General features: G+C 36.2%; 17 protein-coding genes, 4 tRNA genes and 1 pseudogene. 10 read left to right on the plus strand and 12 right to left on the minus strand.

The window, feature by feature from the left end:
* Positions 1-7: 7 nt before the first annotated feature.
* Both ABN080_RS05970 and ABN080_RS05975 read left to right on the plus strand, forming a co-directional pair.
* The gene (locus ABN080_RS05970; protein WP_023581764.1) at positions 8-625 is read left to right on the plus strand and encodes a DMSO/selenate family reductase complex B subunit; all 618 of its coding nucleotides are present in this window, start codon (positions 8-10) and stop codon (positions 623-625) included.
* A gap of 3 nt (positions 626-628) precedes the next feature.
* Positions 629-1,405, plus strand: coding sequence for a dimethyl sulfoxide reductase anchor subunit family protein (locus ABN080_RS05975; protein ID WP_349440600.1), 777 nt, complete (start codon positions 629-631; stop codon positions 1,403-1,405).
* Positions 1,406-1,480: 75 nt separating this feature from the next.
* On the opposite strand, the pseudogene ABN080_RS05980 reads toward ABN080_RS05975, so the two are convergent.
* Positions 1,481-2,025 (minus strand): annotated as a pseudogene (locus ABN080_RS05980) (DUF924 family protein).
* A gap of 699 nt (positions 2,026-2,724) precedes the next feature.
* Here ABN080_RS05980 and ABN080_RS05985 point away from each other — a divergent pair.
* Entirely contained in the window at positions 2,725-2,904 is a 180-nt protein-coding gene (locus tag ABN080_RS05985) for a GhoT/OrtT family toxin (protein WP_072068574.1), read from the plus strand.
* A 375-nt stretch (positions 2,905-3,279) separates the two neighbouring features.
* Complete coding sequence (locus ABN080_RS05990) at positions 3,280-4,197, plus strand: helix-turn-helix domain-containing protein (RefSeq protein ID WP_196553741.1); 918 nt, start codon at positions 3,280-3,282, stop codon at positions 4,195-4,197.
* 41 nt (positions 4,198-4,238) lie between these two features.
* On the opposite strand, the gene ABN080_RS05995 is transcribed toward ABN080_RS05990, so the two are convergent.
* The 5 genes from ABN080_RS05995 to ABN080_RS06015 all read right to left on the minus strand — a co-directional run bounded on the left by ABN080_RS05995 (position 4,239) and on the right by ABN080_RS06015 (position 7,153).
* A complete protein-coding gene (locus ABN080_RS05995) occupies positions 4,239-4,655 on the minus strand; it encodes a GNAT family N-acetyltransferase (protein WP_349440601.1) in 417 nt (138 codons plus the stop codon).
* 138 nt (positions 4,656-4,793) lie between these two features.
* Entirely contained in the window at positions 4,794-5,249 is a 456-nt protein-coding gene (locus ABN080_RS06000) for a lysis protein (protein ID WP_349440602.1), read from the minus strand.
* A complete protein-coding gene (locus tag ABN080_RS06005; protein WP_349440603.1) occupies positions 5,246-5,650 on the minus strand; it encodes a structural protein in 405 nt (134 codons plus the stop codon). Before ABN080_RS06005 ends, ABN080_RS06000 begins: the two co-directional genes overlap by 4 nt.
* The gene (locus ABN080_RS06010; protein WP_196553745.1) at positions 5,643-5,951 is read right to left on the minus strand and encodes a phage holin, lambda family; all 309 of its coding nucleotides are present in this window, start codon (positions 5,949-5,951) and stop codon (positions 5,643-5,645) included. The genes ABN080_RS06005 and ABN080_RS06010 overlap by 8 nt, the downstream gene beginning before the upstream one ends.
* Before the next feature lie 386 nt (positions 5,952-6,337).
* The gene (locus tag ABN080_RS06015) at positions 6,338-7,153 is read right to left on the minus strand and encodes an antitermination protein Q (RefSeq protein ID WP_072068580.1); all 816 of its coding nucleotides are present in this window, start codon (positions 7,151-7,153) and stop codon (positions 6,338-6,340) included.
* A gap of 239 nt (positions 7,154-7,392) precedes the next feature.
* On the opposite strand from ABN080_RS06015, the gene ABN080_RS06020 reads away from it, so the two are divergent.
* Complete coding sequence (locus ABN080_RS06020; RefSeq protein ID WP_349440604.1) at positions 7,393-8,130, plus strand: S24 family peptidase; 738 nt, start codon at positions 7,393-7,395, stop codon at positions 8,128-8,130.
* 130 nt (positions 8,131-8,260) lie between these two features.
* On the opposite strand, the gene ABN080_RS06025 is transcribed toward ABN080_RS06020, so the two are convergent.
* The 4 genes from ABN080_RS06025 to ABN080_RS06040 all read right to left on the minus strand — a co-directional run bounded on the left by ABN080_RS06025 (position 8,261) and on the right by ABN080_RS06040 (position 8,893).
* A tRNA-Thr gene (locus ABN080_RS06025) sits at positions 8,261-8,336 on the minus strand.
* 6 nt (positions 8,337-8,342) lie between these two features.
* Positions 8,343-8,430: transfer RNA gene (locus tag ABN080_RS06030), tRNA-Ser, on the minus strand.
* 293 nt (positions 8,431-8,723) lie between these two features.
* A tRNA-Thr gene (locus tag ABN080_RS06035) sits at positions 8,724-8,799 on the minus strand.
* Between the two features lie 6 nt (positions 8,800-8,805).
* Positions 8,806-8,893 (minus strand) — tRNA-Ser (locus ABN080_RS06040).
* A gap of 202 nt (positions 8,894-9,095) precedes the next feature.
* On the opposite strand from ABN080_RS06040, the gene rcsD reads away from it, so the two are divergent.
* Positions 9,096-11,804 (plus strand): phosphotransferase RcsD, encoded by a 2,709-nt coding sequence (gene rcsD, locus ABN080_RS06045; RefSeq protein WP_349440605.1) that lies wholly within the window; start codon positions 9,096-9,098, stop codon positions 11,802-11,804.
* A 2-nt stretch (positions 11,805-11,806) separates the two neighbouring features.
* A complete protein-coding gene (gene rcsB, locus ABN080_RS06050) occupies positions 11,807-12,463 on the plus strand; it encodes a response regulator transcription factor RcsB (RefSeq protein ID WP_036935620.1) in 657 nt (218 codons plus the stop codon).
* A 285-nt stretch (positions 12,464-12,748) separates the two neighbouring features.
* On the opposite strand, the gene rcsC is transcribed toward rcsB, so the two are convergent.
* On the minus strand, positions 12,749-15,583 hold the full coding sequence (rcsC, locus tag ABN080_RS06055) for a two-component system sensor histidine kinase RcsC (protein ID WP_196553748.1): 2,835 nt from the start codon (positions 15,581-15,583) through the stop codon (positions 12,749-12,751).
* Between the two features lie 193 nt (positions 15,584-15,776).
* Complete coding sequence (gene gyrA / locus ABN080_RS06060) at positions 15,777-18,404, minus strand: DNA topoisomerase (ATP-hydrolyzing) subunit A (protein WP_115350014.1); 2,628 nt, start codon at positions 18,402-18,404, stop codon at positions 15,777-15,779.
* A gap of 172 nt (positions 18,405-18,576) precedes the next feature.
* On the opposite strand from gyrA, the gene ubiG reads away from it, so the two are divergent.
* From ubiG to nrdB, 3 genes are all read left to right on the plus strand, one after another.
* On the plus strand, positions 18,577-19,314 hold the full coding sequence (gene ubiG, locus ABN080_RS06065; protein WP_196553749.1) for a bifunctional 2-polyprenyl-6-hydroxyphenol methylase/3-demethylubiquinol 3-O-methyltransferase UbiG: 738 nt from the start codon (positions 18,577-18,579) through the stop codon (positions 19,312-19,314).
* A gap of 348 nt (positions 19,315-19,662) precedes the next feature.
* Positions 19,663-21,954 carry a class 1a ribonucleoside-diphosphate reductase subunit alpha gene (nrdA, locus tag ABN080_RS06070; protein ID WP_349440607.1) on the plus strand — a complete coding sequence of 764 codons (2,292 nt, stop codon included), beginning with the start codon at positions 19,663-19,665 and terminating at the stop codon, positions 21,952-21,954.
* An 11-nt stretch (positions 21,955-21,965) separates the two neighbouring features.
* Positions 21,966-23,096 carry a class Ia ribonucleoside-diphosphate reductase subunit beta gene (nrdB, locus tag ABN080_RS06075; protein WP_072068588.1) on the plus strand — a complete coding sequence of 377 codons (1,131 nt, stop codon included), beginning with the start codon at positions 21,966-21,968 and terminating at the stop codon, positions 23,094-23,096.
* Positions 23,097-23,108: the final 12 nt, after the last annotated feature.

Here is a 23,108-nt window from a genome sequence, read left to right on the forward strand (position 1 = left end):
TTAACTCATGAAGCAATATGGTTTTTATTTTGACTCCACTAAATGCACTGGCTGTAAAACATGTCAAGTCAGTTGCAAGGATGAAAAAGATTTAGATTTAGGCCCTAAATTCCGCCGTGTTTATGAATATGGCGGTGGTAGCTGGGCAAAACAAGACGGGATCTGGACACAAAATATCTATAGTTATTATTTATCCATTTCTTGTAACCATTGTTCAAACCCTACTTGCGTTGCAGGTTGCCCAACTGGCGCTATGCATAAACGTGAAGAGGATGGTTTAGTGGTTGTTAACCAAGATATTTGTGTTGGTTGCCGTTATTGCGAATTGCGTTGCCCTTATGGTGCGCCACAATTCGATGAGAAGAAAAAACTCATGTCTAAGTGTGATGGTTGCTATGAACGTGTAGCACAAGGCATGAAACCGGTTTGTGTTGAGTCTTGTCCTCAACGCGCACTTGATTTTGATGATATTGAAGTGATCAGAGCGAAACATGGCACAGAGTGCGGTATTGCACCAATGCCAGATCCAAGCCTGACTAATCCAAATATCGTTATCAAAGCACACAAAGAAGCAAAACCTTCTGGTGATAAAACCGGCTCAGTTCAAAATGCGGCGGAGGTATAAACCATGCATGAACTTCCTCTAGTCTTTTTTACTGTTTTAGGTTCTTCAGCAGCAGGCCTGTTTCTTATTGCTTATATCAGTAAAAAATTAGGTCAGATTGATGATAACCAACTACGTAATGCCAATATTTTAGCCTTAGTCTTAACATTAATTGGCTTAGGTATTGGTGGGTTACACGTTGGTCAACCACTGCGTTTTTTCAATATGCTCTTAGGTGTTGGCCGTTCTCCAATGAGTAACGAAGCCTTTCTAAGTGGTGTGTTTACGGGATTTGCTTTTGCAACTGTCGCACTCACTATAATGAAAAAATGGAAAGGATTACGTGAAATTTGTAATCTGCTTACCGTTGTTTTTGGTTTAGCTTTTGTTTGGTCAATCCCTCAGGTTTACCACATTCCAACTATTGCTAACTGGAATACAGATTACACCACCTTGCAATTTTGGATGACCCTCTTAGTGGGTGGCGGTGTACTGGCAATGGCAACAGGCGCAAGACGTTTAGGCGCATTGTCCTTTATTATCGGTGCTATTATCACTTTTGCTACACGCTCAGGTTATGTGAGCTTCCTAGGCTTTACAGGCCCTCAACTGAGTGCTGATCAATCTCTTTTCTGGGGATTCCAATTAGCGGTATTAGCATTGGGTATTGTTATCGTAGGATTTACTGCCCTAAAAGCACAGGCATCAAAAATGGCACTAGTCACTTGTGCTACTGCGGTAATTATTGCTGAATTATCAGGCCGTATCGCTTTCTATAACTTATGGCATATTACAATGTGACCTCGATTTTATGGCTGATTAATCAACCATAAAAAAGAAACAAAAATGCATACCTTTTCTAGGTATGCATTTTTTTTAGAATGAAGAGCCAGGTTGCTGTAAAAATTCTAATTCTTCTCAGGTGTCGATGTACGGCCTAAGATTTGATTACGGTGAGGATAACGGCCATATTTATCGATAATCTCTTTATGTCGTAGTTCATATTGATACGTATTTTCGTCATTAAGTTGAGAAAATAATACGACGGCATCTTGGTGTATTTTAGGTGATTCTGAATGCATAAATGGCATTATCATAAATTTACGCTTAACGGGGGTTAGCGTTAGATATTCAGGTAAACGAACAGCTTCTTGCGCTAAAATTAAAGCCATATTATCTTGTGCAAAGGCTTTTGGCGTATCACGCCAAATATTACGTGAAAATTGGTCAAGGATAATTATTTCAGCTAAACGCCCTTCTATAGTTTCACGCCATGACGCAAGTTCACCACGACTTGCGCTTAAACATAATTCACCAAACCTACGGTTAATTTCTTTATCAAACAGCAGATCTTTTTTAAACCATTGCTCTGGTGTGCACTCTTCAAACCAAAACGTCAAAGTTGATTGATAAGGGATCATAAAAACCACCACGCTAATTGTTTATTAATCAAAACAGCGTTTATTTTCATCAAAATAAACGTCATTGACGGGTTACTACTTTGGTAAGTTACCATTTTAATATAGTGACGGCTATTAATCCCTATCCAAAACAGACATAAAAATAAATCCCCTTTAAAGATTGAAAAGGGGATTTAAAATGCTTCCTAGCTAACGCTTAAATCCATTAAGTCGCGCCATCCATAAGCTAATTTATCTACAAGTATGTATAAAATGGTATTCATTCCATTTGTTACATTCTGTTGATATTATGATGTAATATAATTAACCTGCGTATTTTACAAACATATAGTTTACCTCTGCATCACTACCGTGCCTTAAAAATCATCATTTGCAAATTTCAATTTTTATAGTGAAGTCGCTAAAAAAGATCTATTCCGTCTTGTTTTATTTTTTAGTAAACATCATCTAAAGACAATAAAGATTGTTATAAATAATAAGTTAAATCAATCCACTACATTTCATTATTTTAATTTTTTGGATTTAATCTTGTTATTATCTTGTATGTTCACCCCAAAAGAAACCAGCGATCAAAAGTGAGATGAATGTTTAAAATTTGCACATTAGTAATGACATTTATCGAAAAGTTTGCCCTATTCCTCTGTTTCTTTAACAATTTTGGAGTACAATTACCACAGTCTATTTACTGAATGATTCGTTATGTCTGCTATCTCTGTTATTGGAATAAGCTACCTTATTGGCGCTGTGTTCTCGTTTATTATTACTTTCTTTTTAACTAAAGATCCCAGCGTTGCTATGCGCCTTTTAAGTGCATTATTAATCGCTTTAACTTGGCCTCTTAGTTTTCCGATGGCTCTTATTTTCTCTATTTTTAGTTGATTTTTTTAAATTAAGCTTAATAACAGTAGTTATATTCTATTCAATTCGCCTTTTAACTATTTATTATTCTATTTTTAAATAAATAGATTAATAGTTTTATAAAAATAACATTTTTAGCTTAGATTTTTGCTCAAAAAGACTATCTAATTACTCGTTCATCCTTTCTAAATAAAAATGCTTCTCCTTAAATATCAACAAGTTAAAATTAATCATTTATTTTATTAACGATGGCGTCTTATTTTAAACCTAGATAATGATAAATATTTTTATAAATTTACAATCACCAATGAATTCATTACAGTATCTTATGTAAATTTATCAAATACCCGTATTGTTTTATATCACCAATTATAATTTTTTAATTAGAGTTAAAATATGTTTAGCGAAAATGTCATTACAGATATTATCTATTGGATTGAAGAAAATTTAGAGAAAGATCTAAAACTTGAAAATGTTTCACAAAAATCAGGATATTCTAAATGGCATCTTCAACGCATGTTTAAAGAACAAACAGGGCTTACATTAGCCTCTTATATTCGAGCTAGACGTCTTTCTTGCGCGGCGGTTGAATTACGCTTACAAAGAACCCCCCTTCTTGATATTGCATTAAAATATCGGTTTGATTCTCAACAAACATTCTCAAGAGCGTTTAAAAAGCTGTTCAATATGACGCCTTATAATTATCGTAGAAAAGAAAATTGGTTAGCACACGGCTTTACCTTGCCATTAAGAAAATTTAAGGGTTTTAACTTAGATATTGAAATCGTTACAATTAATTCCCTTTCACTAATAGGAATAGACCATATTTATAAAGCTAATGTTATTGACTGGAATTTCATTACTGAAAAACCACGTGAATTCTATTGGAAAAATTTTTTTAAAACAGCAAATTACAAATATGATCGTGTTTTTGCTACACATAATATTTTATCAAAAAACAATAATGAATTAACGGTAAAATATGCCACGATGATAGAAAATAAATCTGATTTTTATAATCCAAATTTTACTAATCAAGCTAAAATTGAGAATGTAAAATATTTAAAATTTAGTATTCCTGAAGAATTATTAAAACTCGATTATAAAGACATTATTTATAATATTTATGGTATTTTACTTAAAAAATTAAATGTACCAAGAAAGAAAGGATTAGCTGATATTGAGGAATATATTTTTAAAGATAAGTATGTAATTGAACACCTTATAGCTCAACCAAGCGCTCTGCTAAAAGACGTTAATTATTACATTCCGGTTGAGATTACAGAACAATGCGAATGCAAAACACAAGCATAGTTTTTATATTTTAATAATAAGCCATCTACTTAAGATGGCTTTTATTGTATAAAACAAAAAATAACTTCAGGATCGTCTTCATCAAGATTTTCAATACAACCACTTTTAATAAATCCTAGCTGAAGCAGTAAATTCTTCATTTTAGTATTGGATTGATTCGTTGACGTAAACAATTTTTCTGTTGTTAGTTGTTCTTGAAAAAATAAGATCAATGCTTTGCCATAGCCTTTTCCGCGCTGATCGTGAGCTATCATCACAAGTTCAATAAAAGGATAACCAAAAAAGTGAGAATGGATCACCCCATAACCCACTACCTCTGCGTTAACTTCAATAAGATAAATAGCTTGGCTAGATAGCCAAGCTTTAATTTCTTCAATACGCGAAGAATTTTGTTGAGCATAAGAGTCTAACTCAATAAGCACAGAAAAGTGATGGTGTGTGGCAAGGGTGATTTTCATGGTATTTTTAATAGTAATCGTTGGATAGCGTTATATTACTAAGTCTGTTGATATAATGTAAGCACTCATAATCATGACATATAGCTGACACTTCGTCATAACTATGTCTATAAAAAAACACCTGTACATACAATAAGATCACCCATTATTAATACACTCTTGGCGAATGTAATCCTGTAAACCTAAAATGATCTGCTCTGACTGCGCAATTCGTTCTCTGAGTAACCAATAATTTCGGATAGCGGAGTCAGTAGGTCTGGCGGCGTTTGCATCATCCAAGCCGGTGGTGGAAGTGGCAGAGACTTTTGGACATTCGGCATTGACGTACACCCGCTTAGGATTGTGTTCACTAAGATCACGCAGCTGAGCAATTTCTTTTTTTGCATGAGTAAGTTCCTGTAAATGGCGACTATCCAGTTGATTAAGTCGATTAATTCTTAATTGATATTCTTTATTCTCTGCAATTTGTTGAATAAGAGATTGATAAATATCATCGTATTCATTTTTCAAAGATTTATTTTTATCAATCAACCAAACCAATCCTGTGCCTAGGCATAAAATAACTATTACCATTATTCTAGATGAAGAAATCATAATAATAACCAAGCATCTTCAAAGACTTTTTCAGAATAGGGTTGGTAGCCAAGTTCAATATTAACAATCGCTATTGCTAAAGGAATAATGACATTTTTTAATTGTGTATTAATAGGTATGTCAATTTCGATACCTATTTCTTTTGAAATACGATTAATATAGCCTATTGTATTATTTTCGTTAGGCGGAGCATAACGATTGATAATGGTTTTAATCGTATTTAAACCATATTTTTTTTGGTACGTTTGTAATAATTTGTAGATGGCTCGTATTCCATACTCAGGTGAAATAAATTGGCAAAAGTCTTTATCTGTTTGTTCAGCAGATAACCCTTGCCATTTCGAACCATGCCGGATATTACCAGGGTTATTATTACGCTCACCTCGCGCTATTTTAGCCATTTTTAACTCCTGCTCTTCCTTTTAGAAGTTTACTCACGGAATCTACTCCGATATAACCAATAAATACACTGGCTAAATAAGCAAACTCATGATTAATATTAAATAAAATTAGAATATCTTTAATGAACCAAGCAAACATTGCACACATCAGCCCATCTATAGAGGTTTGTTTCCATCCTCCGCCGTTATATAAACCTCGAAGAATAGCCATTCCTCCAGCTAGAGAGGCTGATATTCCTTGTTCTTTCATTGAAGAAATAGCAATAAATATCTGTTCCCATAAATCTGGATTTTCTTTCATTGTTTCTCATGGCTTACCTCCAATAGGAGGAAATGTAATAAATAAGATACTCATCTGCCGTACTTAAATTTAAACGCGGTTTTAACATGAGTATGTTTATGTTTTATTTATCTAATTAGATAAATGGCGGATATAAAAAAAGACCACATTGTGGTCTTCAATTGACAATAAGCGTTAACAAATATTGTTACATTATATTCGTTAAGAAAATGCAGATACAAAAAAGCCTCACTTTAATAAACTGGGGTCAATTCATTAAGTGAGGCTTTTTATATTCTGTTGTGAGGTCTTTAGATACAAATCTCTCACTGTGGGGATATAGTATGTTTATTTTTTCCAAAAGTCAATAATTAAATTCTATAAAAATGAATAAGTATAGAAAATTATTACCTAATAGTCACTTCTTGAAGAATTTTTTCTGATAAAGACTCTTCTTTAAAGCATTCTTCCACTAAATGTTCAAATAATGCCTTATAGTTACTGTATGCAACTGTTTTAGAAACACTCACCACCGTTTGTACTTGCGCTAATACTTCACTGAATTTTAAGCGAGGATATCCGCGCCCTGCGCATTTACTACAAGGTTTAAAAACTGATATCCCCTGCTTTTCACTCTCTTTTTTATCTAAAACTTGCCCACGCCCATGACAACGGCAGGCCAAGCGAATTTCAGCTTTCCCTTTACAAGTAGGGCAAACAATTCGAGTTGTCTCTCTCACTTCTCGGTAAGAAGTGTTACCTGTAGGTTTGGCTTTAAGTTCATTTTTAAGATTTCGCTCAAAGCCTTTAACTGGTTTTGATGTATAGCTTTTGGTAGTAAAAACGTCAACTTCAATAAATCCATTGCTGCAATCAGGGCAAACCTTTTTGCTTGCTGCACTTCTTGCATAATCTTGAAAGGCATAATTGGCAATAATATGTAAAACCTTGGCTTTATCATTTTCAATTAGTTTATCAATGGCTTTATATTGGTATGCCTGAGTTAACGCATATTGATAAAGACTTTCTATCGCTTCATCTGGGTGACTAATATTATGTTTAGCTAAAAACAACTCTATGCCCATACGCCCTTTTCGCGTAACTAGGCTAATTGATGTCATCACATCAGTCACAGAAAGCGAATCTACTGCTTTAACAGTTCCTACATCACTGAATACAATGCTTTTTGGTGAAAAGTATTTAGGCAAGTCTGCTAGTCTCATTTAATGCTCCTTTTGATTTCCTATCATTACTAACTTGGTCATCCATTTACCACGACAAGGCATGGCATTTATGCATCTAAATCACCCGCATTTTACGGCGTTATCTCAACGTGATTTTTACTTACCACTCTTGTATTGGTTTATTTAGTTACTATTTTGTACTTTTCGCACTTTTATTAACTAGTAGTTAATGTTATATTTTAACCAACGTGGCGTCAAGCGGCAAAGGAAATTAACCAATGGTTAAAAATGATAATAAAGCGGAGTTCACAAAACGGCTTCAAGAAGCTTGTTTAGATTCAGGGATTGCTGGTCGTGGTCTGGGTAAAAGAATTGCAGACGCGTTAGCTCAACAAGGCATAAAAGTCAGTGCACCCGCAGTCTGGAAATGGTTAAACAGTGAATCGATTCCTGATCCAACTAACATTTTAGCATTAAGCCAGTGGTTAGATATTCGACCGGAATGGTTAGAGTATGGGCGAGGAGCCAAAAGAAATGATGGCGTTTCAGTAAATGAAATGACTCCAGTTGATGATTGGGATAATAATACACCAATAGAACGAGATGAAGTTGAAATCCCCTTCTATACTACTATTGAATTAGCTGCCGGTTTCGGAAGTTGTACCACTGATAATCAAAAGGTGGAATTGTTGAGATTTTCTCGTTCTACATTTAATCGCTACGGTGTACAACCTAGTGATGCCGTTGCTTTTAAAGTACATGGCGACAGTATGTCTCCTGTTATTCCTGATGGCTCTATAGTGACTATCAGCACAGGACATACAAAAATTGTTGATGGTGGTATTTATGCAATTCAACAAGGTGATCTTTTAAGAGTTAAAATTTTACATCGGCTCCCCAATAACACTATTATCATTCGTAGTTATAACACGGTTGATTATCCTGATGAACGTTCCACATTAGAAGAAGTGAAAATCTTGGGGCGAGTATTTAACTGGTCGGTTATGGGCTGGTAATCATTATAATCTCTAAAAACACCACTATCTTTTTATTAATGTGGTGTTTTTTTAGTACATACATGCTTTAGCATTAAGATTTAATCAAAGAAAAAACCCGCTATCTCTTACGAGATAACGGGTTCTTATATGGTGCCGGCTACCGGAGTCGAACTGGTGACCTACTGATTACAAGTCAGTTGCTCTACCAACTGAGCTAAGCCGGCTAATTCTGGCGGAAGGATAGAGATTCGAACTCTAGGATGGTTTCCCATCGGCGGTTTTCAAGACCGCTGCCTTCAGCCACTCGGCCATCCTTCCATAGCGCCGAATTATGCCTATCTCTGACCCCGCTGTCTAGTCCTGATTGTAAAAAAAATGACTTTTTTATCCGTTTGCTCAATTCTCAGTCTTTTTTTGCTTAAAAAATGCTAACCCATTAATATGGTGGTTAAATTTTGATAATTAAAAATAATAAACAAGAGGGTATTGTGAGATATGTGGAACAACAAAGAAGGCAAAAGACTTAAAAAGATGATGGTGAAAATATGACAGTAAATAAAATAGAGATAAGAAAAAACCCGTTATCTCTTACAAGATAACGGGTTCTTATATGGTGCCGGCTACCGGAGTCGAACTGGTGACCTACTGATTACAAGTCAGTTGCTCTACCAACTGAGCTAAGCCGGCTAATTCTGGCGGAAGGATAGAGATTCGAACTCTAGGATGGTTTCCCATCGGCGGTTTTCAAGACCGCTGCCTTCAGCCACTCGGCCATCCTTCCATAGCGCCGAATTATGCCTATCTCTGACCCCGCTGTCTAGCTTCTATTGTGAAAAAATCTGTTTTTTTTGTTTGTTTGCTCAAAGTTCATCCGAATATCCCTTTTAAAGCGATAACCTGTTAATATAATGGCTGAATAATGGTGATTGTTTATTCAACTTTTCTTTTTTAACTACATTGTCTCTTAAAGGCTCGCAAACTGAATGCGTACATTGAACCAACTCAAGCCAAATACACTAACTCGCTTATATGTCCTGTTTCTTCTTTTTATGGTCATATCACTTTTTCTATACGCTTACAGCTATTTTGATACTTGGCTCGATAGTAAAAAGAATGCTATTAACAACACGACTCATAAATTTGCTTTGCAGGTTGAAGATTACCGTTATCACTCTAATCAGCTTTTTCAGTTATCAAATAAAATATCAGACACGACCCTCTTTCCATCTTTACCACTAACTCCAATAAAACTACGCTCTGATGTCTTTTGGCTTGAAGGTCGAGATCAAACTGTAGATGCCATTATATTTGGTAAACCTAACGAACAAACGTTCCAGCTAGCACAACGCTTTGCTAATTCACTCGAAATTATCTGGGGTGTACGTAATGATTACAGTTCACTTTATTATCTAAATGGTAAAGGAAATGATCTTATCTTAATTACGACTCACTCTATCCTTAAACCTGAAATTCGTTACAAAGAAAGCTACCTAACGCTAACCGCTGAGAACAAACGCTCTGAGCTGTTGATGCAATCAACCGCTTTAGATGAAAAAGAGAGTCTTTCTCCTATTAGAAAGATGTCTACAGAAAATATCTATTACTATACCTACCGCATTATGTTTAATGTGCCAGGGCAACTTACTAGCGTGGTCGCTTTTGATTTACCTATCAATAATTTTTTACCTTCAGAACTATCGCCGCACTACTTAAGATTACTGCCAACAGGCCAACAGTCGGTTTACGATAAAAATAGCATTGAAATTTCAACCGATGGCTCTTCTTTGATTTTTTCTCAACCTATTGTGGGCATTCCCTATTCACTTTCTTATGAATATCCGTTGAAATTAATTATCAAAGAGATTGCTTATAAAAACATCTGGTTATTAATTAGCCTACTTGCTTTTATTTCAGTTTCTGTTTTCGGACACATCTATATACGTAACAAGTATGTTTTCCCGTACATCTCAATGACTCGTAATCTACGCATCAAAGAAGAGATGACTAACGACATCATTTCTAATCTTCCAATCGGGTTATTGGTATACAATTTTTCTTCTAACCATAAAATTATTAGCAACAGCCATGCTGAAAAACTATTACCTCATATCGATTTATCAAAGATCCGACAGATGGCGATTGAACATAACGGCTTAATCCAAACAGCGATCAATAATGAGATTTATGAGATTAGAACCAGCAATAACAGCAATATTGATAATACGTCATTATTCATATTTCTGAATAAAGACAACGAAGCACTTATCAATAAAAAATTACAACTTGCACAGCAAGAATATGAAAAAAACACCATCGCACGACGTAAGATCTTATCTAATATGTCATTAGAATTAATGCGTCCTATCAAAGATATAAATGAGATGGTTTATCAATTCAAAGAATTATTGCCCGAAAGTGCCCATCAGCAATTGCTTAGCTTATTATTAGAAAAAACAAATTACATTTCCGAATGGATAGAAAATATTACGTTAATTAATAAGTTAGAAAACCAAGAATGGAAAATTCACAAGGATGAATTTGAGCTTTCAACATTAGTTGAATCTATTTTGATAACTGCATCACCATTTATGATAAGAAAAGGTTTAACCCTTTATTTCCATAATAATATAAGACCTGGTTTACTTTTAATTAATGATGGCCCCGCATTAAGTAAGATTATTTTATCATTGATTAATTATGCCATTAGTACGACTAACTATGGAAAAATAACTGTTAATCTAAATTTAGTTAAAAATAAAGATAAAGAAGAAATACTTATTGATATTATTGATAGTGGAAGTGGGCTAACACCACAAGACATCGCTAATATAAAATACCCATTCCTAGGGCAAGCAATGGGAGATAAATATTATTCCAATTCTGGGATTATTTTTTATTTATGTCATTTGTTGTGTAATAAAATTCAGGGTGAGTTAACAATTAAGAGCCAAGAAAGTATTGGTTCTCATTTCCGAATTGCACTCCCATACCAGCATATAGATACGGAAGAACGAGCTTTTAACGTATTATTGGAAGGAATAAGCGCAAAACTCGCCATAAAAAACCCTGAAATAGAAAAAATCATCTGCCGACAACTTGATAAATACGGCGCAACATACTTTGATAAAAATAGAGAGAATCTTTATCCCGAATACGATATCATACTTAAAGATACTCCGGATGATAGCCCTGAGTCCCCAACAATATTATTAATGAGCTCTATTGTTGGATTTGAAAAAATATCAAAAGATTTAATAAAGTGTAACTATAACTTCGGTGATCCTTTAATAGAAGCTGTTACTTATTTAATTGAAGAAAATGAGTCATTTTCTCTAGATACAACTGAAGAGAGTATTTTGGATGAAAATAATAACCTTGATAATTACGAAGTAATTCTTAATAATTATAGGAAGAAGTTGAATGGTAGTGATTATAAGGAACTATTTATCAGTACTGTTCCTATTGATGTTGAGAAACTACACTTAGAGGCAACAAATAAAGACTTTCATTCTCTAGCCCAAACAGCTCATCGTCTAAAAGGGGTTTTTGCCATGTTAGATTTAGAATATCTCAGAGAAAGCTGTGAATATTTAGAACATGACATAAAAAATCATAATGAATTAGAGATCAAAGAACGTATCACTCAACTGGATAAATGGATTCAACAGTTGCTGCAGCAAGGTAACAATTAAACATGAATAACCTTAATATTATTATTGCCGATGATCACCCAATCGTTTTATTCGGTATTCGTAAATCTTTAGAACAAATTGAATGGGTCAATGTTGTCGGTGAATTTGAAGATTCAACGTCACTTATCAACAACTTACCTAAGTTAAATGCAGATGCATTAATTACTGACTTATCTATGCCTGGTGATAAGTATGGTGATGGTATTACACTAATTAAGTACATCAAAAGACATTACCCGAATTTGTCGATTATTGTACTTACCATGAATAACAACCCAGCTATTTTAAGTGCCGTCCTTGATCTTGAAATTGAAGGTATTGTACTTAAACAAGGTGCTCCAACGGATCTACCAAAAGCATTGGCAGCGTTGCAAAAAGGCAAGAAATTTATGCCTGAAAGTGTCGCGAAGCTACTTGAGAAAGTCAATGCAAATGGTTATGGCGATAAACGTTTGTCACCTAAAGAAAGTGAAGTACTGAGATTATTTGCTGAAGGCTTTCTCGTCACTGAGATCGCAAAAAAACTTAATCGTAGTATTAAAACTATTAGTAGCCAGAAAAAATCAGCAATGATGAAACTGGGTGTTGATAACGATATTGCATTACTTAATTACTTATCATCAGTAACTATTGATAAAGAAATTAACGGCCCAGATTGATCTTTTCAAGCGACCGTTTGCAGTACCGATAAAATCAGGAAGCTCAACCTATTTTGGGAGCTTCTCTGCTTTTTTGTCTTTATTCTTCGCAGTATCCCACCCAGTAAGCATTAAACCGATGTAATATCTTATAACTCATCCTTTATCTGATAATGCCCTAAAAGCCATAGAATGTGTTATTTACGGTATCATTCTTTATGTCTACCTTATCCATACAATTAAACTTAATAAATAGAGAAGAGATTAATCTCTTCTCTATTTGTTCATTTTATGATGGCGCATAAGCTACTTTTTCTGTATATGTCCTACCAGAACTTCTCTTAAAATAGAAAGCGATACAGGCTTAGACACACAATCATTCATTCCGGCATCAATACAACGTTGCTTTTCTTCTGCTATTGCATTCGCTGTTACGCCAATGACTGGCATATCGCTCCCCATTTCTCGTATGTGAGTTGCAAGCTGATAACCATTCATATTCGGCATGTTGACATCAGTCAGAATAATATCGATATGATTTTTCGCTAAATAGGCTAATGCATCACACCCATCTTCTGCAGTTGCTGTATTAAAACCAATTTTTTTCAGTTGATCGGTCAGTAATAAGCGATTTATTGGATGATCATCAACAATCAAAATGGTCAACGCTTGTAAACCACAATCTGTATTCAGCTCAGCCATATCAACACAATTTGCTTCAATTTTGCTTTGCGGTAATTGTAGTATTATTTTTGTTAATTCATTTAACTTATAAGTACTACATACCCATATGTTCTCTGCTATCTTTTTGGATGGCTCGAGGTAGTGTTCATTGAGCCTAATAAATTGGCAATGATGCTTTCTCGGATAATCAAAGTCTGTGATAATAAAATCCGTTGAAGACAGTGTTGTTTCTTCTGTTAATAATTCACAGTTCAACCCAAAGTAATTGAGATATCGCCCAATAAATCCTTCTAAATAAAGGTTTTTGATATTAATAAAACAACGAACAGTGCTCTCTTTATACATATCCTTTTCAGTAGCAAGTTCTCTCTCTTCTAACGCACCATAAAGTGGTATTCGAACTGTAAATCGACTACCAATATTTTCTTGTGAAACTACACTGATATCACCATCCATTAAGTTAATGAGTTTTTCACAAATAGCTAAACCTAATCCTGTCCCTTCAGATGCACTTTCTGTATTTTGTGAAACTTGGAAGAATGGTTCAAAAAGCTCATGTAATGCCTTCTCACCGATCCCTCGTCCTGTATCATGAATATCAAAATACAGGTAATACTCATCTTTATAAAGATGTAAAGTAATACATCCTGTCGTAGTGAATTTAATACTATTATTCAATAAATTAGAAATAACCTGTTGTACACGAACAGGATCACTATTTACAATTTTAGGTACATCTGGTTCGATAAAGCAGTAGATAGCTAAATCTTTTTTCGCAATTAAAGGTAAATAGTTAGAAATAACAAAAGAGAGTACTTGGCGACAATTAAACGGTTTAATCTCAATTTTTAATTGTTTAGATTCAATTTTTGAGAAATCGAGAATATCACTAATAATTTTTAGCAGTAATGATGAGGAGTTATCCATCGTTTTTAATAATCGACTTGTATCATCATTTTGCGCAAAGGATTGTAATAACTCTAAATTACCAATAATGCCGTAAAGTGGTGTACGTAATTCATGACTCACCGTAGCTAAGAACATTGATTTTGCTTGGTTAGCTTGTTCTGCCGCTGTTGCCATATTTTGTAGCGAACGTTCCATTTTAACACGAGCACTAATGTCCACTAAAACACAGATAGCCACATCTTCATTTTGATAGCGTGAATTAACAAAACTAATTTGTAAATGATTGCGGTTATTCGTTACCACATCAACCATATTGCTACTTTTCTCAGCAATAATAGATAAAATATTTTGCTTATCACTGTGACTAAGTAACCGAAAATAGTTATGTGCTAATTCGTTACTTAAAATGATCATACCATCGCGTATTCTCAGAATACTAATTCCGACAGGCGCCGATGCCACAATTTTATGGTTAAACTGTTCATGCTCTTCTAATCGGGAAGCGTTATTTTCTGCTGGTGAGAATATTTTTCTTTCGAAGATCCACACAAAAATAAAAATAAAAATGGCAGAAATAATATTTAAAATCAGAGCATTAAAAATAGTGAATTTAAATTCATTTAGAATTTGCTTTAGTGGTAATGAGTACACCACACTAAAAGAAGATGGCAATAGTTTTCGTTTTGCAACTAACTCACTGAAATCTTCATCAAAACCAAAATAAGGTGCACTCACATCAGCAACTTGCTTAACAGAACGATAAGTATTTTCTGCAGGATAGCTTAATACTGTAGTATTTCGGCTATTTAGAAGATGGATAGAAATTACTCTATCTTTGGCTGGAGAGAAATATTCAAGACGAATTGCTCTTTCAATACCAATTAATCCAATAAATTTGCCCGAAGCATAAACTGGTGACATAACATATAAAATGCCACTATCCCCTTTTGCATCAGGAACTATCCAGTATTGATTAACTTCTTTGCCTTGCGCCCGTTGATTAATGTAATTACGTGTATTTTCGTAAACCATCTTTTTCAACATTTCAGTATCTACTGGTGATGCGCGCAAAGGGAAATTAATCATGCACATACTGTGCGAGCCTACCATGAAAACTTGGTTTATCCCTTGTAATGCAGGAGTATTATCTTTCCAATAATATAAGATACTGTTAAACGAACGAAAATAGTTATTGGTTTGTCCCTTAAATAATTCACAATTCGCCGTTTCATTGAGTTTATGAAGTGAAAATGGCCCTTCATAAAATAAGGAATTTTTTATACCTGGATTTAAATTAATTTGCTCTTGATGACGTTCTGCAAGGTATTGTAAATCACGGATGGTGCCAGAAGTTTGTCGAAAAAAACTGAGGAGATTAGTGTAGTTATTACTATACTCTTGCCTAATATCTGACTTTGTATCATTAAATATATTGATGAGGTAAAACATTGTTAATAATGCCCCCATCGCCCACAACATGATACCTAATACGCGAAAAAGGTAGCGGGAAATTTTTAACGATGTTTTAAAGGACGAGAGATATCTCAAACAACCACCCTAATCAATATTCCTACCGCTTAAGAAACTTATTCTATTCTAGCAGAAGTTACTGTATGTCTGAATAATATGATCTTTATCATCAGGATAATTATTTCTGATGATGCACTGATCCTACCACCATAAAAAAAGCAGGCAATTATGCCTGCTTTCTTTTATTTATACATCACAATAATGATAAATATTATTCTTCGTCTGCATCATTAGCTAAATCTGATCCAGGCTCTTCAGGTGATGCCTCGTTAATAACCTCATTAACCTCATCATCATCTAATGCGTCATCTTCATCTTCAACACGCTGTAAGCCAACGACCAACTCATCTTCTGTTGTACGAATTAAGGTAACACCTTGTGTATTACGTCCAACAATGCTGACCTCTGAAACACGAGTACGAACTAATGTACCTGCATTAGTGATCATCATAATTTGGTCAGTTTCTTCAACTTGAATTGCACCTACCACTTTACCGTTACGCTCACTCACTTTAATAGAGATAACGCCTTGTGTAGCACGATTCTTCGTTGGGTATTCGCTTTGTGCAGTTCGTTTACCATAACCATTTTCAGTGACAGTTAAAATATCGCCGTCACCACGAGGAATGATCAGAGAAACGACTTTGTCGTCATCAATCAGTTTCATACCACGAACACCTGTCGCAGTACGACCCATTGGACGAACACAATCTTCTGCAAAGCGAACCACTTTACCATCAGCAGAGAACAGCATAACTTCGTTCGTGCTATCGGTTAAGTCAACACCAATTAGCTCATCGCCTTCATTTAAGTTGACTGCGATAATACCTGCGCTACGAGGACGGCTAAAATCTTGCAGAGGTGTTTTCTTCACTGTACCGCTTGCCGTTGCCATAAAGACAAACTTACCTTCTTCATACTCTCTCACTGGCAAAATAGCCGTAATACGTTCATTTTGCTCAAGAGGTAATAAGTTGATAATCGGACGACCACGAGCACCACGACTTGCTTCTGGTAACTGGTAAACTTTCATCCAATAGAGACGACCACGACTTGAGAAGCATAAAATGGTGTCATGGGTGTTAGCCACCAGCAGACGATCAATAAAGTCTTCTTCTTTAATTCTTGCTGCAGACTTACCTTTACCGCCACGACGTTGCGCTTCATAATCGGTAAGTGGCTGATATTTAACGTAACCCTGATGAGAAAGTGTAACAACCACATTTTCTTCATTAATCAGGTCTTCAATATTAATATCTGCTGTATTTTCAGTGATCTCAGTACGACGTGGATCGTTATATTGATCTTTAATCGCATTTAGCTCTTCTCGAATGACTTCCATCAAGCGCTCAGGGCTTCTTAAGATATGTAGTAATTCAGCAATTTGAAGCAATAAGTCACGGTATTCATCTAACAGTTTTTCATGTTCAAGACCGGTTAGTTTCTGCAAACGCAGATCCAAAATAGCTTGAGCTTGTTGTTCTGTAAGATAGTATTTACCATCATGCACACCATATTGTGGCTCTAACCATTCAGGACGAGCAACATTGCTGTCACCAGCACGCTCTAACATGGTTGAAACACTACCTAAATCCCAAGGTTGTGCGATTAACGCTGCTTTTGCTTCTGCTGGGTTTGGTGCTTGGCGGATCATTTCAATAACAGGGTCAATGTTCGCCAATGCAACAGCCAGTGCTTCTAAGATATGAGCACGATCACGCGCCTTGCGTAATTCGTAGATAGTACGACGAGTAACGACTTCACGACGGTGACGAATAAAAGCAGAAATAATTTCTTTTAGATTTAATAGCTTTGGCTGACCTTGGTGAAGTGCAACCATATTAATACCAAAAGAAACCTGCATTTGTGTTTGTGAGAACAAGTGATTTAATACTACTTCACCCACAGCATCACGTTTGATTTCAACAACAATACGCATGCCATCTTTATCAGACTCATCACGTAATCCGCTAATACCTTCAATGCGTTTGTCTTTGACAAGCTCTGCTATTTTTTCAATTAAACGCGCTTTATTCACTTGATAAGGAATTTCCGTTACGATAATTGTTTCGCGACCGGTTTTCTCATCAGTTTCAATATCAGCCTGAGCACGGATATAAATTTTTCCGCGACCAGTACGGTAAGCATCTAAAATTCCTCTGCGACCATTAATAATAGCGGCAGTCGGGAAATCAGGCCCCGTGATATGTTCCATCAACTCTTCAATAGTGATGTCTTCGTTATCAACATAAGCAAGACAGCCATCGATAACTTCGCCTAGGTTATGTGGAGGAATGTTTGTTGCCATCCCCACCGCAATCCCTGATGAACCATTGACTAGCAAGTTTGGAACACGGGTTGGCATAACTGCCGGAATATGTTCTGTTCCATCATAGTTAGGAACAAAATCAACCGTTTCTTTTTCCAAATCCGCCAGCAGTTCATGGGCGATTTTCGCCATACGAACTTCGGTATAACGCATTGCAGCCGCCGAGTCACCATCAACTGACCCGAAGTTACCCTGCCCGTCAACCAACATGTAGCGCATAGAAAAAGGCTGTGCTAAACGAACAATCGTTTCATAGACAGCACTGTCACCGTGCGGGTGATATTTACCGATAACATCCCCAACAACACGGGCTGATTTTTTATAAGGTTTATTCCAATCGTTTCCTAGTACATTCATCGCGAAAAGAACTCGGCGGTGTACTGGCTTCAGTCCGTCTCGAACATCGGGTAATGCGCGTCCTACAATAACTGACATCGCATAATCCAAATATGAGCTTTTCAGCTCTTCTTCGATATTAACTGGTGTGATTTCTCTGGCAATGTCGCTCATGGAGCCACTGTCCCTCATACTACGGATTCAAAGGTTTAGAACTATACCACAAATCGCCAATTTTTGGAAAAAGGAAACAACTAAATTAATGATCCTTTCGCTATTCTCTTCGATTTCACCGTCTAACGTTGGTAGAATCATGGCAATATAAAAATAGGAGTAATACTTTCTGATGAATGATAAAACAACCTCTTTACATGCTAACGTGGATCAGCATGAAATCGACAAGTTTGAAAGCGTCGCATCACGCTGGTGGGATCTTGAAGGTGAATTTAAACCATTGCACCGTATAAACCCACTAAGACTTAACTATATCCAAGAACGTGCTGACGGCTTATTTGGAAAAAAAGTCCTCGATGTTGGCTGTGGTGGCGGTATTTTATCTGAAAGTATGGCATGTGTCGGTGCCGAAGTTACAGGCCTTGATATGGGCACAGAGCCATTACAAGTTGCACGCTTGCACTCACTAGAGTCAGGTATTCCTGTGACTTATATTCAAGATACCGTTGAAAACCATGCGAATGATAACCCACATGCTTACGATGTTGTCACCTGTATGGAGATGTTAGAACACGTTCCAGACCCTTCTTCCGTCGTAAGAGCCTGTGCAAAATTGGTAAAACCCGGTGGACATGTTTTCTTCTCAACCATCAATCGCAATAAAAAAGCATGGCTAATGCTGGTGGTAGGTGCGGAGTATATTCTAAATATGGTACCTAAGGGCACACATGATGCTAATAAGTTTATTCGTCCATCAGAACTGCTCAGTTGGGTTGATGAAACCGACTTACGTAGCAAAAATATGATTGGCTTACATTATAACCCAATCACTGACAAATTCCGATTAGCGCCAAATGTCGATGTGAATTATATGGTGCACACACAATCGACACATAACTCGAATTCGTGAAACTGAAAGTTTGATTTGGTTTAATAAAACATCAAACGATCACATTTTTTAAAATTGACTTTACATCATTGTCACTTGAATTTGAGTTTCTTACTGCCTGTATTTATGCAGGGTACGGGCAGTTATTAAAAAATTTATCCCCTATTTATCCACAGAAACAATCAGATTTGTACACTTGATCAATCTCTCAATTACCTTTATCTTGTTATCACCATTTGAACTAACCCCTATATATTGTGTTTCCTTAAATTTCACACCACAAGACTCCTTGACACACATTGTCATCGGGAGCGTTTTTTTGCGGTATAAAATTTCAGGTAGCACTAATGCAAGAAAGGTGCATCGCTCATGAATCACAGCCTGCTCGTCACAAAACGTGATGGTCATAAAGAACGCATTGACTTAGACAAAATTCACCGTGTAATCGCCTGGGCTGCTGAAGGCCTAGAAAATGTCTCTGTATCACAAGTTGAATTACGTTCTCAGATTCAGTTTTATGATGGTATCAAAACTGCTGATATCCATGAAACACTGGTAAAAGCTGCTGCAGACTTAATTTCAGGTGAAACTCCTGATTATCAATATCTTGCTGCCCGTCTTGCCGTATTTAACTTACGTAAAAAAGCCTATGGCCAATTTGAGCCACCAACGCTCTATGATCACGTTAAGAAATTAGTTGATTTAGGTAAATACGACCGTCATCTTCTTGAAGATTACACCCAAGAAGAATTTGAACAGATGAATAATTTTATTGTTCATCAACGTGATATGAACTTCTCTTACGCTGCAGTTAAACAGTTAGAAGGTAAATATTTCGTTCAAAACCGCATTACTGGCGAAATTTACGAAAGTGCACAATTTTTATATGTTTTAGTTGCGGCTTGCTTGTTTTCCCGTTATCCACAAGCAACACGTATGGACTATATCGAACGCTTTTATAATGCGATTTCTACTTTTAAAATCTCATTACCAACGCCAATTATGGCTGGTGTCAGAACACCAACTCGTCAATTTAGCTCTTGTGTATTGATTGAATGTGACGATAGCCTTGATTCTATCAATGCTACATCAAGCGCTATTGTAAAATACGTTTCTCAACGTGCAGGTATTGGTATCAATGCGGGACGTATTCGTGCATTAGGCAGTGCTATTCGTAATGGCGAAGCGTTCCATACAGGTTGTATTCCTTTCTATAAACACTTTCAAACTGCGGTGAAATCTTGCTCGCAAGGTGGTGTTCGTGGTGGAGCTGCCACACTGTTTTACCCATTGTGGCATTTAGAAGTTGAAAGCCTGCTAGTACTGAAAAACAACCGTGGTGTTGATGATAACCGTGTTCGTCATTTAGATTACGGTGTGCAATTAAACAAATTAATGTATGAACGTTTAATCAAAGGTCAGGATATTACCTTATTCAGTCCTTCTGATGTTCCAGGTTTATATGATGCTTTCTTTGCCAACCAAGATGAATTTGAACGCCTATATGTACAATATGAGAAAGATAAGAGCATCCGCCAAAAACAAGTTAAAGCGGTTGAGCTATTCTCATTAATGATGCAAGAACGTGCATCTACAGGTCGTATTTACATTCAAAACGTTGACCACTGTAATACGCACAGCCCATTTGATCCGGCCATTGCACCTATCCGCCAATCAAACCTGTGTTTAGAAATTGCACTACCGACTAAACCATTAAATGATATTAAAGATCCTAATGGTGAAATTGCACTTTGTACCTTGTCGGCCTTTAACTTAGGCGCAATTGAAAATCTTGATGATTTAGAAGAGCTAGCTCGTTTAGCTGTTCGCTCACTGGATGCGCTATTAGATTACCAAGATTATCCGATCTTAGCCGCTAAACAAGGTGCTATGGGCCGTCGTACCTTAGGTATTGGTGTTATTAACTTTGCTTATTACTTAGCAAAACACGGTGTTCGCTACTCTGATGGTAGTGCAAATAACTTAACTCATCGTGCATTTGAAGCAATTCAATACTATTTATTAAAAGCATCTAATGAATTAGCGAAAGAACAAGGCGCATGCCCATGGTTTAATGAAACCACTTACGCTGAAGGTATTCTACCTATTGATACCTATAAAAAATCATTAGATGTTCTGACAAAAGAACCTCTACATTACGACTGGGAAGGCTTACGCAAAGATATTAAAGAGCACGGTTTACGTAACTCAACATTGTCTGCACTGATGCCATCAGAAACCTCTTCTCAGATTTCGAATGCAACCAATGGTATCGAGCCACCTCGTGGTTATATCAGTATTAAAGCCTCTAAAGACGGTATTTTACGTCAAGTGGTTCCTGAGTATGAGCGTTTGAAAGGCGCTTATGAATTACTGTGGCAAATGCCAAGTATTGAAGGTTATTTGCAGTTAGTGGGCATTATGCAAAAATTTGTTGACCAAGCGATTTCAGCGAACACTAACTACGATCCTACTCGTTTCCCTAGCGGTAAGGTTCCAATGAACCAACTGCTGAAAGATTTGCTGCTCGCTTACAAATATGGTGTGAAAACACTTTATTATCACAATACCCGTGATGGTGCAGATGATGTACAGGGTGATCTGGAAGAAGTCGTTGAGACGGAAGATTCAGATTGTGAAGGCGGCGCGTGTAAAATTTAATTGAGGAAGCTATGTCCTATACTACTTTTTCACAAGTTAAAAATGATCAAATGAAGGAGCCCATGTTTTTTGGGCAACCTGTTAACGTAGCGCGTTATGATCAGCAAAAATATCCTATTTTTGAAAAGCTAATTGAAAAACAACTCTCCTTCTTCTGGCGTCCAGAAGAAGTGGACGTTTCTCGTGACCGTATTGACTACAATGCGTTACCCGATCATGAAAAACACATTTTTATCAGTAATTTAAAATATCAAACACTGTTGGATTCGATTCAAGGTAGAAGCCCTAACGTAGCATTCTTGCCTTTAATCTCGATCCCTGAGTTAGAAACATGGGTTGAAACATGGTCATTCTCTGAAACCATTCACTCGCGCTCTTATACTCATATTATCCGTAATATCGTTAACGATCCTTCTGTCGTATTTGATGATATCGTTGAAAATGAAGAAATTTTAAAACGTGCGCGTGATATTTCTTCTTACTACGATGAGTTAATCAGATTAACTAACCTTTATCATATGTATGGTGAAGGTGATCATCATGTTCAAGGCAAAACCGTTAATGTGACTTTACGCAAATTAAAGAAACAACTTTATTTGTGTATCATGAGTGTTAATGCGTTAGAAGCAATTCGTTTCTATGTGAGCTTTGCGTGTTCATTCGCCTTTGCTGAACGAGAGTTAATGGAAGGTAACGCTAAAATCATTAAATTAATTGCGCGTGATGAAGCATTGCACTTAACTGGCACACAACACATGCTGAATCTACTGCGTTCAGGTCAAGACGATCCTGAAATGGCAGAAATCGCCGCAGAATGTGAACAAGAATGTTATGACTTGTTTGTTGAAGCTGCAGAGCAAGAAAAAGAGTGGGCTGAATACCTGTTCTCAGAAGGCTCAATGATTGGTTTAAATAAAGAAATTCTCTGCCAATATGTTGAATATATTACAAATATTCGCATGCAAGCAGTAGGTCTTAAATTACCATTTAAAGCACGCTCGAATCCTATTCCATGGATCAATGCATGGCTAGTGTCTGACAACGTTCAAGTAGCACCTCAAGAAGTTGAAGTCAGTTCTTATCTTGTGGGTCAAATTGATTCACAAGTTGATACTGATGACTTGAGTAATTTTGAACTGTAATACCGAGAAATA

Source organism: Proteus sp. fly-1089, from assembly GCF_040138965.1.
In the GTDB taxonomy this organism is placed as follows: Bacteria; Pseudomonadota; Gammaproteobacteria; order Enterobacterales; family Enterobacteriaceae; genus Proteus; species Proteus vulgaris_B.

Coding starts and splice junctions, on each gene's coding strand:
- ABN080_RS06010 (WP_196553745.1), bottom strand. CDS start 5,951: ATGAAAGAAAATCCAGATTTATGGGAACAGATATTTATTGCTATTTCT.
- ABN080_RS05990 (WP_196553741.1), top strand. CDS start 3,280: ATGTTTAGCGAAAATGTCATTACAGATATTATCTATTGGATTGAAGAA.
- gyrA (WP_115350014.1), bottom strand. CDS start 18,404: ATGAGCGACATTGCCAGAGAAATCACACCAGTTAATATCGAAGAAGAG.
- nrdB (WP_072068588.1), top strand. CDS start 21,966: ATGTCCTATACTACTTTTTCACAAGTTAAAAATGATCAAATGAAGGAG.
- ABN080_RS06000 (WP_349440602.1), bottom strand. CDS start 5,249: ATGATTTCTTCATCTAGAATAATGGTAATAGTTATTTTATGCCTAGGC.
- ABN080_RS05970 (WP_023581764.1), top strand. CDS start 8: ATGAAGCAATATGGTTTTTATTTTGACTCCACTAAATGCACTGGCTGT.
- ABN080_RS05975 (WP_349440600.1), top strand. CDS start 629: ATGCATGAACTTCCTCTAGTCTTTTTTACTGTTTTAGGTTCTTCAGCA.
- nrdA (WP_349440607.1), top strand. CDS start 19,663: ATGAATCACAGCCTGCTCGTCACAAAACGTGATGGTCATAAAGAACGC.
- ABN080_RS05985 (WP_072068574.1), top strand. CDS start 2,725: ATGTCTGCTATCTCTGTTATTGGAATAAGCTACCTTATTGGCGCTGTG.
- ABN080_RS06020 (WP_349440604.1), top strand. CDS start 7,393: ATGGTTAAAAATGATAATAAAGCGGAGTTCACAAAACGGCTTCAAGAA.
- ABN080_RS05995 (WP_349440601.1), bottom strand. CDS start 4,655: ATGAAAATCACCCTTGCCACACACCATCACTTTTCTGTGCTTATTGAG.
- rcsB (WP_036935620.1), top strand. CDS start 11,807: ATGAATAACCTTAATATTATTATTGCCGATGATCACCCAATCGTTTTA.
- rcsD (WP_349440605.1), top strand. CDS start 9,096: ATGCGTACATTGAACCAACTCAAGCCAAATACACTAACTCGCTTATAT.
- ABN080_RS06005 (WP_349440603.1), bottom strand. CDS start 5,650: ATGGCTAAAATAGCGCGAGGTGAGCGTAATAATAACCCTGGTAATATC.
- ABN080_RS06015 (WP_072068580.1), bottom strand. CDS start 7,153: ATGAGACTAGCAGACTTGCCTAAATACTTTTCACCAAAAAGCATTGTA.
- ubiG (WP_196553749.1), top strand. CDS start 18,577: ATGAATGATAAAACAACCTCTTTACATGCTAACGTGGATCAGCATGAA.